Consider the following 16,054-nt stretch of genomic DNA (forward strand, 5'->3'; position numbering starts at 1 on the left):
GGGCGGTGATCATCCTCGCGGCGACCCCGATCGGCAATCTGGCGGACGCGTCGGCACGACTGCGCACGGCGCTCGCCGAGGCGACCGTGATCGCCGCCGAAGACACCCGCACAACGCAGCGACTGCTGCAGGCGCTCGGCATCGACAACCGACCCCGGCTGATCGCGCTGCACGACCACAACGAGAAGGCCCGCTCGGGAGAGCTCGTCGAACTCGCGCGCGAGCAGGATCTGCTCGTGCTGTCGGATGCCGGCATGCCCACCGTCAGCGACCCCGGCTACGGGCTGGTGGCGGCTGCCGCTGCGGCAGGGGTCGAGGTGACCGCGCTGCCCGGACCGAGCGCCGTCGTGACCGCGCTCGCGGTCGCCGGGCTGCCCACCGATCGGTTCACGTTCGAGGGGTTCCCGCCGCGCAAGCCGGGGGAGCGGCGCAAGACGTTCGCCGCGTTGCAGCACGAGCAGCGCACGATGGTCTTCTTCGAGGGTCCATCACGCCTGGCCGACACGCTCGAGGCGATGGCAGCGGCCTTCGGCGAGGACCGTCCGGCCGCGGTGTGTCGCGAACTCACGAAGCTGCATGAGGAGGTCCGTCGCGGACCGCTCGGCGAATTGGCCGGCTGGGCGCAGGGCGGCGTGCGCGGGGAGATCGTCGTCGTGGTGGGCGGTGCGGGGGTACGAGATGTCGCGCCCGAGGACGCGGTCGCGCAGGTGCTGGCACTGGTCGCCGACGGCATCCGGTTGAAGGATGCCGCCGGCGAAGTGGCGTCGCAGACGGGGATGTCCTCGCGAGAGCTGTATCAGGCGGCGCTCGCCGCCCGAAAGGCGTGACGCGAGCCCTCACGTTTGTGACGAGCCCTCACGATCTGTGCGCGCAGATCGTGAGGGCTCGTCGAGAGTGTGAGGGCTCGTCGCCCGGGGTCAGCCCTTGACCGATCCGGCGGTCAAGCCGCCGATGATGTAGCGCTGCAGCGTCAGGAACAGCACGAGCACGGGGATCGACGCGAGCAGGGCACCGGCCGCGAACAGTCCCCAGTTGCTGGCGAGCTGATTCGAGACCCACTGGTACATGCCGACCGCGAGGGTCCAGTTGTCTTCGGAGACCAGGATGATCTTCGAGATGATGTAGTCGCCGAATGCGGCGATGAACGCGAGCAGTGCCACGACCGCGAGGATCGGGGTCACGAGCGGCATGATGAGGCGCCAGAAGATCTGCGCGTGGGTCGCGCCGTCGATCTTGGCCGACTCGTCGATCTCCATGGGGATCGTGTTGAAGAACCCGTACATCAGGAACGTGTTCACACCCAGCGCGCCACCGAGGTACACGCAGATGAGGGCGATCTTCGAGTTGAGTCCGAGGAACGGGAACACCTCGCCGAGCGCAAGCAGCATGAGGAAGATCGCGACGAACGCGAGCGCCTGCGGGAACATCTGGATGATGAGCAGCGCCGTGAGGCTCGCACGGCGTCCCTTGAAGCGGAAGCGTGAGAACGCGTAGGCGGCGGCGGCGCCCATGATGACGGCGCCGAATGCCGAGGCGCCGCCGACGAGCAGCGTGTTGCCGTACCAGGTCCAGTACGCAGTGCCGCCGAGTGCACTGAAGTTCGAGAGGTCGAAGGTCGCGAACAGTGTGTTGCTCGCCGCGAGGCTGCCGCCGGGGTTGAACGCCGCCGAGACGACGTAGACGAGCGGGAACATGGCGTAGAAGAGGATGACCGCGGCCACCAAATACTTCCAGCCCACCTCCGACAGCCAGCGCTTGCGGCGGGCACCGGTGCGATTGGGGGCAGGTCTCGTGCGTGCGGGCGCAGCCTGCGTCGTTGTCGACATCACTGGTACTCCTCCAGCTTCTTGGTCTGTCGGAAGGCGATCGCCGAGATCACGCCGACGACGATGAACACGAGGATCGACAGTGCGCTCGCGAGACCGTAGTCGGCCGCGCCGCCCGAGACGCCCGAGATGTCCCAGATCGCCGAGATGAGGATGTCGGTCGATCCGAGCGCGTACGGTGCGCCGGGGATTGCCGGGCCACCGGCGTTGAACATGTAGATGATCGTGAAGTTGTTGAAGCTGAACGCGAACGACGAGATCAGCAGGGGAGCGGTCGCCACCAGCACGAGCGGCAGGATGATCGAACGCAGCTGGCGGAATCGACCGGCGCCGTCGATGGATGCCGCTTCGAGCGCGTCGGCAGGAAGCGCCTGCAGCGCGCCGGTGCACACGAGGAAGTAGTACGGGTACGTCAGCCACACGTTGACGAACAGCACGGCACCGCGGGCGAGCCACGGGTCGCCGAGCCAGTCGATGTTGGTGCCGCCGAAGAAGAACTCGTTGATGACGCCGAACTCGGCGTTGAACATGCCACGGAACAGCAGCGCCGACATGAATGCGGGGAACGCGTACGGGAGGATGAACAGCGTCCGCAGGATCTTGCGCCCCTTGACGCGCTCGTCGTTGAAGATGAGTGCGAACACGAGGCCCAAGGCGAACGGGATGACGACCGACAGCACCGCCCACACGAACGTCCAGAGCGTCACCATGGCGAGCGGCTCGACCATGTCACGGTCGGTGAACAGGCGCAGGAAGTTGTCGAAGCCGACGTTGACGACCCACCCGGTGCTCAGTTCCGTGCCGTCATCGGCGGCGAAGGTGCCGCGGTCGGTCGCGTGATAGACCTTGCCGGTCGCCGTATCGGTGATGGTCTGGGCCTGCTCGTCCCATTCCAGGGTGGACAGGTAGACGGCACCGCTCGCGCCGTCGCGGGTGCGGATCGACCCGTCGTTGGGGTCGTCCGAGACGGGGACGCGCAGGGCGAGGACGAGCGCCTGGGTGTCCTGCTGGACGAGTTCGCCACGGGGCACGATGTTCCAGCCGGGCACCTCGGTGGGGGCGCCGCTGGCGGGCGCATCGCCGACGGATTCGAGGGGGCTGTCGGCAGAGCCGACCTTCACTTCGCCGTCTTCGACGACCGCGAAGCCGTAAACCCCGTTCTGCTCGACGACGGCCAGCGGCAGGGTCGCGCCGCCTTCGACACGGCGCTCACCCTGGCTGAGTGCGGCGCTGACGGCCTGCTCCTGCGAACCGACGTGCCCGGCGCCGTAGTTGGTGAAGGCGATGTATGCGGTGTAGCCGAAGATGAAGACCTGGAAGATCAGCAGGAACGCGAGTCCCGGCAGCAGGTACTTCAGCGGCAGCGACCGCTTGGTGAAGTAGATGATGTCGGCGGCGACCAGCAGGACGATCGCAGCACCGGCGATGATCCAGGACTCTGCCTGGATCGCGGCGAAGATGCCCATGAGGCCGAAGGCGTTGATCACGCCCATGATGGCGAGCTTCACGAGGAAGCCCCATCCGAGTCCGCTCCAGCGCCGTCCGTGCGGCTCGGCCCCGGCCGAGCGCGGCGGCGTCTGGTCCGGGGGAGTCGCGCTTTCCGCGACGGTGCCCTGCGTGACCGACATGTGCATCTCCTTCAGGAAAGGGGTGGGGTCCCGGGTCGGGAGGCGAACCTCCCGACCCGGGAAGGGGATCAGCCGATCGTGGCCTCGAGGTCTGTGACCATCTTCGACCAGGTGCCGGCTGCGTCGGCGCCCTTGATGATCTGCACCTGGGCGGCGTTCCAGACGTCCCAGACGTTGCCCATCTCGGGGATCGACGGCATCGGCACGCCGTTCTGCGACGAGGCGAGGAAGCCGGCGATGACCGGGTCGGACGAGACCTCTTCAGCCAGCGAGCTCCACGCCGGGATGCGCGGGTCGGCCTCGTAGAGGGCCTTCTGCGCGTCGTCGGTCGCGAGGTAGCTCACCAGGAAGTCCTGGGCGACCAGCGCGTTCTGGCTCTGGCTGCTCAGGTAGAAGCCCTGCACGCCCACGAACGGCGAAGCGGTTTCGCCGCCGGCCGAGGGGATCGGGTTCACCGTGATGTTGACGCCCTGCGCGGTGAGGGTCTCGACGGCCCACGGACCCTGGACGGTGTACGCGGCCTGGCCGGACGCGAACAGCTCGTTGTTGGTGTCGTAGTCGATCGTCGTGGAGATGTTGCCGGTGCCGGTCTCGCCCTCGGCCTTGAGCCACTCGGCGAACGCGGTGCCGGCGTCGCCGCCCATGCCGATCTCGGTCGTGTACGAACCGGAGTCGTCCTGCACGAAGACGGGAGCGCCGAAGGAGGTCTGGAAGCCGTACATCGTGTACGCGTCGCCGGTCTGGCCACCCGTGTTGATGACGAACGGACGCTCCGCGCCGCCGGCCTCAGCCGCCGCGATCATGTCGTCGAAGGTCGCGGGAGCGTCTTCGCCGACGAGGTCGGTGTTCTGGATGAGGGCGATCGTCTCGAGCGAGTAGGGCAGTGCGTAGAGCTGGCCCTCGTAGGTCATCGCGTCGAGCGCGACCTGCTCGAACGAGCCCGCCGTGTCACCGAGGTCGAGCGTGTTGACGACACCGGCCTGGACGAGCGCGCCCAGCCAGTCGTGTGCACCGATCGTGATGTCGGGGCCTTCGCCGGTGGGGACCTGGTTGATGAAGTCGTTGCGGATGTCCTCGAAGTTCTTCTGGACGAGCTCGACGGTTGCGCCGGTCTCCTCCTCGAACACCGCGGCGGCTGCTTCGATCGCCGGCTGACGGTTTTCGTCGGTCCAGACCGTCAGCGTCACGCCGCTGTAGTCGGCGGCAGGTGCCTCGGACTCGGTCTCGGTGGGGGTGGTGGTGCCGCCGCCGCAGCCGGCGAGCAGGAGCGTGGTGGCCGCCAGAGCGGCGACGCCGATGCCCATCTTGCGCATGGATTTTCCTTCCGGAGGTGGTCGATCCTGCGGGCCTCGGGTGAGATCGCGCCGTCACGACCGGTGGTGGATGCCGCGGCCGAACGGTCGCGGCGGGTCTCTCTCAGTGCTGCTTCGCGGGGGTTCCCGCAGAGAAGCGGTCGATCATCGACCACCTCCCGATGCTGTGTGCGGTTCGCGGACGACGGCGACGTCGCCCGGCTGGAGCACCAGCATGCCCCGGATGTCGTCCTGTGTCAGCAGGTTGACGCCCGAAGTCGGTAACGAAACGGCATCCGTTCCGTGGTTGATGGCGACGAGGTAGTCGGCATCGACGCCGCGACGACGGATGGCCTCCACCCCCGTCGGAAGCTCCGCGGGCGCGATGCCCGCGTCGGCGTACACCTCGGTCATGATGGCCGCGAGGCCGTCTGCGTCGGGGCGCGTGCTGATGTACCAGCCGATGCCCGCGCCGTGGCGGTGACGGGTGATCGCGGCGCCGCCTGTGCCCGGGCCGTCGGTGTAGACACCGCGGGTCTCGGCGCCGACGAGGGTGAGATCTTCCTGCCACACGTCGACCGTGAGCGTGCTGCCGCCGAAGTCCACACCGCCGGTGTCGCCTTCGCGCAGCGGCAGGTGCTCCTCGACAGTGACGCCGAGCGCGGGGGCGAGGGGAGCGAGAAAACCACCCGAGTGCACGGCGTCGTTCTCGTCGACGACGGCCGAGAAGAACGAGACGACGAGGGTGCCGCCCTGCTCGACGTAGCGGTTGAGGTTGTCGGCATCAGCGCCGCTGAGCAGGTACTGCGCGGGTGCGATCACGAGCTTGTAGCCGCTCAGGTCATGACCGGGGAGGGCGAAGTCGACGGTGATGTTGTCGCGCCACAGTCGCTCGTAGAACGCGCGGATGCGTTCGGCGTGGCCGACGTCGACCGACGGGCGCCATTCGAGGTCCTGCGCCCAGAACGACTCGAAGTCCCACAGCACCGCGACATCGGCGTGCACGCGCGAGCCGAGCACCTCGTCGAGGGTGCCGAGCTTGGCTCCCAGGTCGACGACCTCGCGGAACACCCGGGAGGTCTCGCCGGCGTGCGGCAACATCGCGGAGTGGAACTTCTCGGCGCCCGAGCGTCCCGCCCGCCACTGGAAGAAGAGGATGCCGTCCGCGCCGCGTCCCACGTGCGACAGCGAGTTGCGTGCCATCTCACCGCGGCGCTTTGCGACGTTGCGGGGCTGCCAGTTCACAGCCGAGGTGGAGTGCTCCATGAGGATCCACGGCGCGCCGCCGCCGACCGAACGCGTGAGGTCGGCGGCGATCGCCAGGCCGATCTCCCCCTCTTCGTCGGCGGCCCACAGGTAGTGGTCGTCGGAGACGATGTCGACTTCGCGTGCCCACGCCCACAGGTCGCAGCCGTTGTGCTGGTTGGCCATGAAGTTGGTCGTGATCGGCCGGTCGCTGTGCGCGCGGATCGCGTCGCGCTCGGCGACGAAGCAAGCGCGCAGCTGGGAGTCGGTGAAGCGGGCGAAGTCGAGGCGCTGGGCCGGGTTGATGACGCTCGGCGCGGTCGCCGGGGCGCCCACGTGCGCCCATTCGCCGTAGTGCTGGCCCCAGAACGCGGTGCCCCACGCGGCATTGAGGGCGTCGAGTGTGCCGTACCGCTCCTGCAGCCACAGCCGCCATTCGCGCACCGAATGGTCGGAGAAGTCCTCGCCGACCGGCACACCGTACTCGTTGTGCACGTGCCACAGCACGACGGCGGGGTGCGAGCCGTAGCGCTGCGCCAGTTCGGTCGCGATGCGCACGGCGGCGTCACGGTAGGCGGGCGCGGAGTGCGAGGCCATGCCGCGCGAGCCGAAGCCCAGCGGCACGCCGTCGGCGGTCACGGCGCGCGCATCGGGGTGGTTCGCGAAGAACCATGCCGGGGGAGAGGCAGTGGGGGTGCCGAGGTCGACGGCGATGCCGTTCTCGTGCAGCAGTTCGATGATCTCGTCGAGCCACGAGAAGTCGAACTCGCCCTCGCGCACCTCGATGAGGGCCCACGAGAAGATCCCGATGCTCACGAGGTTGACGCCGGCCTCCCGCATGAGGCGCACGTCGTCGCGCCAGACCTCGCGAGGCCATTGCTCGGGGTTGTAGTCACCACCGAAAGCCATCGATCGCAGGTCGGGCCAGACGGCTGAACTCATGTCGGTTGACGCTTCCTCGGGTCGGTGGTGTCGTCCGCGCCCGGAATCGGACTGTTACCGGTTCCAGGGTGCTGTCCACGATACGTCCGGCCGGCGTTCGTGTCATCCTTCGTTATCGAACTGTGACCGGTCACAGCTTCGTGCTGTGCGCGGCGTCGACGGCGCGATAGAGTCGCCGACGTGAATGGGAGCAGCGACGCGCTTCGCAAACCGACGATCCGCGATGTGGCGGCGGTCGCGGGTGTTTCGCACGGCACGGTCTCGCGCGTCATCAACGGCGGGCACTGGGTGTCGGCAGAGGCGCGCGCCGCGGTCGAAGCGGCGATCCGCGAGACCGGATACACCGCCAACCACGCAGCGCGCTCGCTCGCCACGGGTCGCTCCGGATCGATCGCCTTCCTGCTGACCGAGCCCCAGCATCTGCTCTTCGCCGACCCGACGTTCGCCCTGCTGCTGCGCGGTGCGACCGAAGCGCTCGCCCGCAAGGGGATGACCCTCGTCCTGCTCATCGCCGACTCCGCCGACGAGCGGGCGAACGTCGAGCGATACGTGCGCGCCGGACACGTCGATGGCGTGCTGCTCATCTCGTCGCACGAATCGAACCCGCTGCTGGCGTCCCTCATCTCGGCCGGCGTCCCGACCGTGTGCAGCGGTGTGCCGCTGGGTGACCGCGCGCACGTGCCGACGGTCTCGGTCGACGAAGCGGCCTCCGCTCGGGAGATGACCCGGTACCTCATCGACCGCGGGCACGAACACATCGCCGTCATCACCGGCCCCGACGACACCCCCGGCGGCCGCTACCGACTGCTCGGGTTCCGAGAGGTCATGGGGGACCGCTTCGATCCCGATCTCGTCGAACAGGACGTCTACTCGAGCGAAGCGGGGGCCGCGGCCATGACGCGGCTGCTCGAGCGGCAGCCCGACATCGACGCCGTGTTCGCGGCATCCGACGTGATGGCGGTCGGCGCGATCGCTGCCATCCGCCGTTCGGGGCGTCGCGTGCCCGAAGACGTCGCAGTCGCCGGATTCGACGACTCGGGGCTCGCCGAGACCCACGACCCCCCGCTGACGACGATGCGGCAGCCGTGGGCCGACATCAGCGCGACCATGGTCGAGATGGTGCTCGACGTCATCGGCGGCACGACACGCACCTCGGTCGTGCTGCCCACGACGCTCGTGGCCCGCGACAGCGCCTGAAGCCGGCATCCAGACCCGTCACACGCTCTCGGCACCCGTCGCCGAGAACTAGAATCCTCAGGTGAGCACCGCCAGCAGCTTCTACATCACGACGCCGATCTACTACCCGAGCGACGTGCCCCACATCGGGCACGGCTACACGACCGTGGCCGTCGACGCGCTCGCGCGCTGGCACCGCCAGGCCGGCGACGACACCTGGATGCTGACCGGCACCGACGAGCACGGCCAGAAGATGATGCGCGCCGCCGCGGCGAACGGCGCGACGCCGCAGGAGTGGGTCGACAAGCTGGTCACCGAGTCGTGGTTCCCCGTGCTCGAGACCCTCGACGTCGCCAACGACGACTTCATCCGCACGACGCAGCCCCGCCACGAGGAGCGCGTGAAGGAGTTCGTGCAGGCCATCTACGACCGCGGCTACATCTACGCGGGCGAGTTCGAGGCGCTGTACTGCGTCGGGTGCGAAGAGTTCAAGACCGAGGCCGAGGTGCTGCCTGGCACCGGTGAGTTCGAGGGCCTCAAGGTCTGCGCCATCCACTCCAAGCCGCTCGAACTGCTGCAGGAGAAGAACTACTTCTTCAAGTTGAGCGAGTTCCAGGACCGGTTGCTGGAGCTCTACCGCTCGGTGCCCGACTTCGTCCGCCCCGACTCCGCGCGCAACGAAGTGATCTCCTTCGTCAAGAACGGCCTGAAGGACCTGTCGATCTCCCGATCGACGTTCGATTGGGGCATCACCGTGCCGTGGGACGAGTCGCACGTCATCTACGTGTGGGTCGACGCCCTGCTCAACTACGCGACGGCCGTCGGCTTCGGCACCGACGAGGAGCAGTTCGCACGCCGCTGGCCCGCATACCATGTGGTCGGCAAGGACATTCTGCGCTTCCACGCGGTGATCTGGCCCGCAATGCTCATGGCTGCGGGCGTCGAGGTGCCCCGTGGCGTCTTCGCGCACGGCTGGCTGCTCGTCGGCGGCGAGAAGATGTCGAAGTCGAAGCTGACCGGCATCGCGCCGACCGAGATCACCGACGTGTTCGGGTCGGACGCCTACCGGTTCTATTTCCTTTCGGCGATCGCGTTCGGGCAGGACGGATCGTTCTCGTGGGAAGACCTCTCGGCGCGCTACCAGGCCGAACTCGCCAACGGCTTCGGCAATCTCGCCTCCCGTACGACCGCGATGATCAGCCGCTACTTCGACGGCGTCGTCCCCGAGCAGGGCGAGCCGACTGAGGCTGACATCCACATCCAGCGCGTCGTGGCGCGGGCGGCAGGCGATGCGGATGCCGCCATGGAGCGGTTCCGGCCCGACGAGGCCATCGATGCGATCTGGACGATCGTCGACGCCCTCAACGGCTACATCACCGAGAACGAGCCGTGGGCGCTCGCGAAGGACGACGCGCAGCGTGCACGTCTGGGCACCGTGCTCTACACGGCGGCCGAGGGCTTGCGTGCGCTCGCTGTCCTGCTGTCGCCGTTCATGCCGCAGGCGACCGCGAAGCTGTGGGATGCGCTCGGCATCGACGGCGCGCTGGATGCGCAGCCGATCCGTGACGCCGGCATGTGGGGCCAGCTGCCCGCGGGCACGACCGTCGGTGCCCTCGCGCCGCTGTTCCCGCGCGTCGAGCAGCCCGCCTGAGATGACCGAGGCAGATCCGAGCCAGTACGTGCGTCAGCGGGAGAAGGGCGCGCGCGACGTGACCTATCCGGTCGCTCCCGAACCGCTGTCGGTCGCCGTCTACGACAACCACGCCCATCTCGAGATCGAGGACGGTGAGCAGCCGCTCTCGCTCGACGAGCAGCTGGCCAGGGCCGCCGAGGTGGGTGTCGCCGGGGTCGTGCAGGCCGGCGGCGACATCGATTCGAGTCGGTGGTCGGCGTGGGCGGCGCAGCAGCATCCACGGGTGCTCGCCGCCGTCGCGATCCACCCGAATGAGGCGCCCGCTTACCAGGCGGCCGGCCGTCTCGATGAGGCGATCGGGGTCATCGACGAGCTCGCCGGACAGCCTCGTGTTCGTGCCATCGGCGAGACCGGGCTCGACTTCTTCCGCACCGACGAGGCCGGCCTGCCCGCACAGTTCGAGAGCTTCGAGGCGCACATCGACCTCGCCAAGCGCCACGGCATCGCGATGCAGATCCACGACCGCGATGCGCATGACGCCGTGCTCGAGACGCTGTTGCGGGTGGGTGCGCCAGAGCGCACCGTCTTCCACTGCTTCTCGGGCGATGCCGAGATGGCGCGTATCGCGGGTGAGCGCGGGTATTGGCTCAGCTTCGCGGGAAACGTCACGTTCAAGAACGCCCAGAACCTGCGCGACGCCCTGGCCGTCACACCGATCGAGCGCATCCTCGTCGAGACCGACGCGCCGTTCCTCACGCCCACGCCGCACCGCGGTCGCCCCAACGCGCCGTACCTGGTGCCGGTGACGGTGCGGTTCATGGCCGCCGAGCTGGGAGCGGACCTCGACGAGTTCTGCGCGCAGATCGCGTCGAACACCCTCGCCGTCTACGGCGCGTTCGAAGACTGATCGTTCAACCGCACGGCCGTCAGCCACGCCATTGCCGCCGATGCGGACAGTCCGTCATCCCACTCGGTGCGCTCGCGCGCGAGCGCTTCGGCGCGCGCGAGCTCGTCTTCGCCGATGATCGCCGAGTACAGCATCACGTAGTCTCCCAGCGCGCCGCTGAATCCGGACTCGCCGCCGGCTTCTGCCACGAGCTCTGCGACCCGTTCCGCGTCGGTGGGGAGGTACTCGAGCGACACGGCCGACAGTGGCAGCAACTGGATGCCGAGAATTGCCGACGGTTCTGGACTGAACCACGTCGCGTAGTCGCGCTTGCCGCCCCAACTGAGGGAGAGCATCGTGTGCTCGAATCCGTCCGGCAGTCCGCTGAGGTCGGGATCGAGCCACAGCCGCGCGGCTGCGTCCGCCTCGGCAGACAGCAGCCACGTCGCACGTGAGGCGAGCTCGTCGTTCTCGCGCGCCTGCGCCCACAGCGCGAGGCCGTTCCACGCGCCGACCCCTTCAGAACTGGACTCCTGGTTGTTGCCGTCGGCGAACACGCTGAGACCGCCGGCCCAGGAGTGACCGCGATAGGGGTCGAACACTCGGAGCGCGGGCATCTCCTCCGATCCCGCCGCCACATCGGCGGCCAACACGTCGAGCACCGCTGCCATCTCTTCCACCAGTTCTGGGCGTTCGGCGGCGAGTGCTGCGCCGGCCGTGAGGAAGTAGCCGTAGTGGAAGTGATGGTCGTTGCCCTCCTCCGAACCGAACGACGGCATCTTCCCGACCACGAGGTCGAGCCGGTCGTCGAACACGAAGCACCGCTCCGCGCGCTGCGTGCACGCGTCCGCGTCGAGCCACGGGAGCAGCTCGGCCTGCAGTTCGTCCGCGATCGCGGCGGCGAGATCGGCATCGTCGAGGGCACGTGCGAGCGAGAGCATGGTGCCCAACCGTGCGAGGGCCTTGCCGCCGTAGTAGGTGTCGGCCGGGACGTCGGCGGTGTCGGCCAGATCGGCGCGCAAGAGCCCGAGCAACTCCTCTCGGTCATCGGAGGCGATCCCGGTGAGGTCATACCCGGCCGCGGGATCGACGGAGGGCACCGACCATGCCAGCTCGGTGGCGGCGCACGCCGGCGCATCGCCGTACGCGGTCTGGAAGGTGCCCAGCGAACACTCGAGGCCCACGTCGTGCCCGCCGAACGGGACCAGCACCGTGGCATCGGTCCCCGTGTACCGCAGTCGTGTCGCGGCTGTCTCCTCGTCAACGGTGTACGAGACCTCCACTCCGGTGATCGGATCGTCCAGCGCCTCCCGCCACTGCTCGATGGCGCCGTCGGCGGGAACCGGGAACACCTGCACGGTCGCGCCGTCGTCCACGCGCAGCCCGTCGCCATCGGGTTGTGCACCGGGCGCGAGGATGCCGTACTCCACGCCCGCCACCGTCGTGGACCAGAGACCGTCGCCTGCTTCGACAAGCGGCGCCTCGATGGCGAGGGTGAGATCGCGCTGCGAAACGATTCCTGCGACCGGCGAGCCTTCGGCGAGTGTGACCTCGGCCGAGACGCCGTCGGCGTCGGCGTAGGCGAGGGTTACGGCGACCGCGTCGGCGGCGACGACGGTGACCTCCTCAGCGCCCAGGCCGACCGATACCCCGTCGGCGAACGGCGCTGCGATTGTCGTGGCGCTCGCGGTGACGCTGGGGAGCGCCACCGTGAATCCGTCGGTGCGAGGGGCGACCGCGAGCGGGTAGGGGAACACCGGCTGCAGTTCGTCGGCGAACACGATGCTCGAATACCACCGGCTGGTGGGCACGATGACGTGGTCGGCGAGTCGCAGCGGGGCGGCGTCAGAGACCGATTCGGTCGGCAACGTCGAGACGGACGAGGTCGGGGCCGGCGTCGGCTGATTCCAGTCGTCATCGGGGGCCGACACGCACGACGCGCACAGCGCCAGCACGCCGGCCGCGGCCAAGATGACGGTGAGCGGTCGCCGCATCACAGGCCGATCTTCCGCAACAGGTCGCCGAACGCGTCGGAGATGCCGGCCAGCGGACCGTCGTCGCGCAACCTCAGCGTGACCGTGACGGGCGTCCCCGACTGGAACAGCCCGGTCGCCGTTTCGTCGGCGAGTTCCGCGCTGTCGATGCTCACCGTCGACAGTGCCTGTCCGTCGGCGGTCGCGACATCCACACTGCTCACGGCGCCGACGAGTGTCTCGCCGCTGGGCAGGAGGATCTCCGCCTCTGCGTCGGTGGCGATTCGGACGTAGTCGCGCGCGGTGAGCACGAAATCCGCGTCGACGGACAGCGTGCGCTCGCGGTCGATGGTCGCCAGGACGCTCCCGGCGGGCGCGAACCCGCCCTGCACGACCGAGACGTCGGTGACGGTGCCGGCGACGCTGGCCACCACGGTGGTGGTGCCGTCGTCGGCCACGTGCTCGGAATCGACCGTGTACCCCGAGGCGATGTCGAGCTGCAGTGCGAGCGACTGCACCGCGAACAACGGGTCGCCCGCTGCGACGGCGTCGCCGTCGTGCACGTACAGCTCGGTGACGGTGCCGCCGTAATCGGTGCCGACGGCGTATGCGTCGGCGACGATCTCGGCGCTGGTGGACTGCGCCGAGTTCTGACGCTGGTTGAACACGATCGTGCCGACGGCGACGAGCGCGACGACGATGATGAGTCCGAGGGTGAGCTTGAGTCTGCTGGCCCAGGTCATGAGATACCTCCGAGGCGGGCGTCGGCGTGCCGGCGTCGGGAGGCGGCCTGCTCTCGCGGCGCCGGTCGGGCGATGACGGTGATGGGATCTGTGGGGGTGGGTTCGGTTGAGACGTCGGGGAGCGGCCGGGGTCGGCGGCGCAGATGCAGTTCGCGCAGCGCTGCGCCGAGGAAGGCGCCGAGGATGACGGTGTTCGTCGCGTTCCAGGCCATCGCGAGCGTCACGGTGCCGTTGTCGATGTCTCGCCACACCGCGACGACGGTCGTGAGGGCGAGGAAGACGAAGCACAGCGTCTGCGGGATGATGAAGTTGAACGGCGAACGGGTGGATGCCGACCCCGTCACATGCCAGCCCTCAGACTTGCCCGTGATCACGTTCCACAGCGCCTTGGTGTAGATCGGGAACGACACCGTTGCGAGTGTCAGGGTCTCCCATCGGAACGAGCCCACCGCGAACCACGCGAGCAGGATCTGGATGACGTAGAACCCGGCGTAGTACAGCGCCCACGTGAACACCGAGATGTCCAGGTGCATCGGCCGCAGATCGAAGTAGATCTCCAGCGGCGGCACGAGCAGCAGCAGCAGGGGACAGATGCCGGTGAGGTAGAAGGTGGCCGTCACGAGGTACTGGATGCGCTGGTCCATGGTCAGTCGCCGGCGGATGCTCAGCGGATTGTGCTGCAGCAGGATTTCGAAGCCACCGGACGCCCACCGCAACTGCTGCTTGCTGTACGCCTCGACCGTCTCGGGTGCATCTCCGACTGCGAGCACATCGGGGATGAACACCGATCGCCAGCCACGCTCGTGCAGCATCAGCGCCGTCCACACGTCCTCCGACTTCGAGTCGGTGTACATGCCGCCGATCTCGTCGATCGCGGCGCGGCGGAACACCACGTTGGTGCCGACGCAGAACGCCGCATTGAACCGGTTGCGACCGGGCTGGATGAAGCGGTAGAACACCGTCTGCATATAGGCGGCCCCGCGGGCGATGACGGTGTGCAAGTTGCCGTACGCCTGTGGCGTCTGCACGAAGGCGACGGTGCTGTCGGTGAAGAACGGGACCGTCTCCACCAGGAGGTCGGGCTTGGGCACGAAGTCGGCATCGAGGATGACGAAGTAGTCGCCCTTCGCGATCGACAGTGCGTGATTCACGTTCCCTGCCTTCGCCCCGTTCGAGCTCAGTCGTCGCACGTACCACGCTCCGACCTCCGCGGCCAGCGCCTTCACCTCGTCGGAGCGTCCGTCGTCGAGAATCCAGGTGCGATGCCGGCCTCGCATCGCGACGGCCGCCGTGACGGTGCGGCGGACGGCATCGAGGTCTTCGCCGTAGACCGTGATGAACACATCGATCAGCACCTCGCGGCCGCCGAGATGCACGGCATCGTCGCCGTCGTCCGCGCGAGGCATCAGCAGTGCACGGGCGGCGTGATAGGCGAAGTCTCTCGGGTCGTAGCCACTGGAGAGAATCGTCCACATCGCCAGGAGCGCGTGGAAGACGAGGATCGTCTCGGCGACGATGACCATGACGTACGGGATCGCGTCGCCGCGGTTGCCCGGATTGAGCAGGAACGCCGCATACGCGAGGATGCCGATCGTTCCGATGATCACCAGGAGCACCATGACGGGACTGGCGGCACCTCGATAGTGACTGTTGCGCCGGATGACGCGAATAGCGTCGCTGTCGGTTTGGACCATTGGACTCCCCCAGAAAGTCATTCGGTCGATCAAAGCCGCAGCCTCGTTGCCGCACTCGCTATGTTCGCCTCCACATGAGACAGGGGAGTGCCGGGCACGTAAACGACTGGTGACGACGGGCTGGCAGAGTGCCGACCGTCTGCTGGGTACAGTGATCTTCATGCCCGTGACCCTGCTCGGAGCCGCCGAAATCCGCACGCTCGCCGCTGCGCTCGACGTGACCCCGACGAAGAAGCTGGGGCAGAACTTCGTCGTCGATGCGAACACGGTTCGCAAGATCGTGCAGGCGGCATCGGTCACCGCCGACGACCGGGTCGTCGAGATCGGTCCGGGGCTGGGGTCGCTGACCCTCGCGATCCTCGAGACCGGAGCCCCCGTCACGGCCGTCGAGATCGACCATCGCCTGGCCGAACGGCTGCCTGCCACGGCAGCAGCGCATGGCGTCGCGACGGGCGCGCTCACGGTGGTCGACGCCGACGCCCTGCACGTGCACGAGCTGCCGGGGGACCCGAACGTGCTGGTTGCGAACCTGCCCTACAACGTCAGCGTGCCGGTGCTGCTGCACTTCCTCGAGACCTTCCCCGGTCTCGAGCGCGGCGTCGTCATGGTGCAGGCCGAGGTGGGGGAGCGGCTGGCCGCAGCTCCAGGCTCGAAGGTCTACGGCGCGCCGAGCGCGAAGGCTGCCTGGTATGGCCCGTGGCGGCTCGCCGGCACCGTCTCTCGCCAGGTGTTCTGGCCGGTGCCCAACGTCGACAGCGTGCTGGTGGGCTTCACCCGCAACCCCGAACCGCGAGGGACAGAAGACGAACGCCGCCGCACGTTCGCCGTCATCGATGCGGCCTTCCAGCAGCGTCGCAAGATGCTGCGGCAGGCGCTCTCGTTGGTATTGGGCGGGTCGGCGGCATCGGCATCCGAGATCCTCGAACGGGCCGGCGTGGCACCGACCGCGCGCGGCGAGCAGCTCACCGTCGACGACTTCCACCGCATCGCCGAAGTCGCCGCGGGTCGCTAGCCTG

At 68.3% G+C, this 16,054-nt stretch carries 12 protein-coding genes; 5 read left to right on the forward strand and 7 right to left on the reverse strand.

Features of this window, described 5'->3' with window-relative positions; all coding sequences use genetic code 11:
* Positions 1 to 5: 5 nt before the first annotated feature.
* Positions 6 to 827: a 16S rRNA (cytidine(1402)-2'-O)-methyltransferase gene (gene rsmI / locus AC3ENX_RS02195; RefSeq protein ID WP_434810200.1), complete on the forward strand. Its 822-nt coding sequence runs from the start codon at positions 6 to 8 to the stop codon at positions 825 to 827.
* A gap of 90 nt (positions 828 to 917) precedes the next feature.
* Here the strand turns inward: rsmI and AC3ENX_RS02200 are convergent, their stop codons facing one another.
* The 4 genes from AC3ENX_RS02200 to AC3ENX_RS02215 form a co-directional block, all read right to left on the reverse strand.
* Positions 918 to 1,826, reverse strand: coding sequence for a sugar ABC transporter permease (locus tag AC3ENX_RS02200; RefSeq protein ID WP_434810201.1), 909 nt, complete (start codon positions 1,824 to 1,826; stop codon positions 918 to 920).
* A complete protein-coding gene (locus AC3ENX_RS02205) occupies positions 1,826 to 3,454 on the reverse strand; it encodes an ABC transporter permease subunit (RefSeq protein ID WP_434810202.1) in 1,629 nt (542 codons plus the stop codon). Before AC3ENX_RS02205 ends, AC3ENX_RS02200 begins: the two co-directional genes overlap by 1 nt.
* Before the next feature lie 68 nt (positions 3,455 to 3,522).
* On the reverse strand, positions 3,523 to 4,767 hold the full coding sequence (locus AC3ENX_RS02210; RefSeq protein WP_434810203.1) for a sugar ABC transporter substrate-binding protein: 1,245 nt from the start codon (positions 4,765 to 4,767) through the stop codon (positions 3,523 to 3,525).
* Positions 4,768 to 4,911: 144 nt separating this feature from the next.
* Entirely contained in the window at positions 4,912 to 6,933 is a 2,022-nt protein-coding gene (locus AC3ENX_RS02215; RefSeq protein WP_434810204.1) for a beta-galactosidase, read from the reverse strand.
* Positions 6,934 to 7,113: 180 nt separating this feature from the next.
* Here AC3ENX_RS02215 and AC3ENX_RS02220 point away from each other — a divergent pair, with 180 nt between their 5' ends.
* From AC3ENX_RS02220 to AC3ENX_RS02230, 3 genes are all read left to right on the forward strand, one after another.
* On the forward strand, positions 7,114 to 8,130 hold the full coding sequence (locus AC3ENX_RS02220) for a LacI family DNA-binding transcriptional regulator (RefSeq protein WP_434810205.1): 1,017 nt from the start codon (positions 7,114 to 7,116) through the stop codon (positions 8,128 to 8,130).
* 61 nt (positions 8,131 to 8,191) lie between these two features.
* A complete protein-coding gene (gene metG, locus AC3ENX_RS02225) occupies positions 8,192 to 9,760 on the forward strand; it encodes a methionine--tRNA ligase (RefSeq protein WP_434810206.1) in 1,569 nt (522 codons plus the stop codon).
* A 1-nt stretch (position 9,761) separates the two neighbouring features.
* Positions 9,762 to 10,649 (forward strand): TatD family hydrolase, encoded by an 888-nt coding sequence (locus AC3ENX_RS02230; RefSeq protein WP_434810207.1) that lies wholly within the window; start codon positions 9,762 to 9,764, stop codon positions 10,647 to 10,649.
* On the opposite strand, the gene AC3ENX_RS02235 is transcribed toward AC3ENX_RS02230, so the two are convergent.
* Genes AC3ENX_RS02235 through AC3ENX_RS02245 form a run of 3 tightly spaced genes read right to left on the reverse strand, consistent with a single transcriptional unit; the run spans position 10,628 to position 14,963 of the window.
* Positions 10,628 to 12,622: a glycosyl hydrolase gene (locus AC3ENX_RS02235; protein WP_434810378.1), complete on the reverse strand. Its 1,995-nt coding sequence runs from the start codon at positions 12,620 to 12,622 to the stop codon at positions 10,628 to 10,630. The genes AC3ENX_RS02230 and AC3ENX_RS02235 overlap by 22 nt on opposite strands.
* Positions 12,622 to 13,344 carry an HlyD family efflux transporter periplasmic adaptor subunit gene (locus AC3ENX_RS02240; protein ID WP_434810208.1) on the reverse strand — a complete coding sequence of 241 codons (723 nt, stop codon included), beginning with the start codon at positions 13,342 to 13,344 and terminating at the stop codon, positions 12,622 to 12,624. The genes AC3ENX_RS02235 and AC3ENX_RS02240 overlap by 1 nt, the downstream gene beginning before the upstream one ends.
* Complete coding sequence (locus AC3ENX_RS02245) at positions 13,341 to 14,963, reverse strand: glycosyltransferase family 2 protein (RefSeq protein ID WP_434810209.1); 1,623 nt, start codon at positions 14,961 to 14,963, stop codon at positions 13,341 to 13,343. Before AC3ENX_RS02245 ends, AC3ENX_RS02240 begins: the two co-directional genes overlap by 4 nt.
* Positions 14,964 to 15,198: 235 nt before the next feature.
* Between AC3ENX_RS02245 and rsmA the strand changes: the two genes are divergently transcribed.
* The gene (gene rsmA, locus AC3ENX_RS02250) at positions 15,199 to 16,050 is read left to right on the forward strand and encodes a 16S rRNA (adenine(1518)-N(6)/adenine(1519)-N(6))-dimethyltransferase RsmA (protein ID WP_434810210.1); all 852 of its coding nucleotides are present in this window, start codon (positions 15,199 to 15,201) and stop codon (positions 16,048 to 16,050) included.
* Positions 16,051 to 16,054 lie beyond the last annotated feature (4 nt).

Source organism: Microbacterium sp. bgisy189 (genome assembly GCF_057707225.1).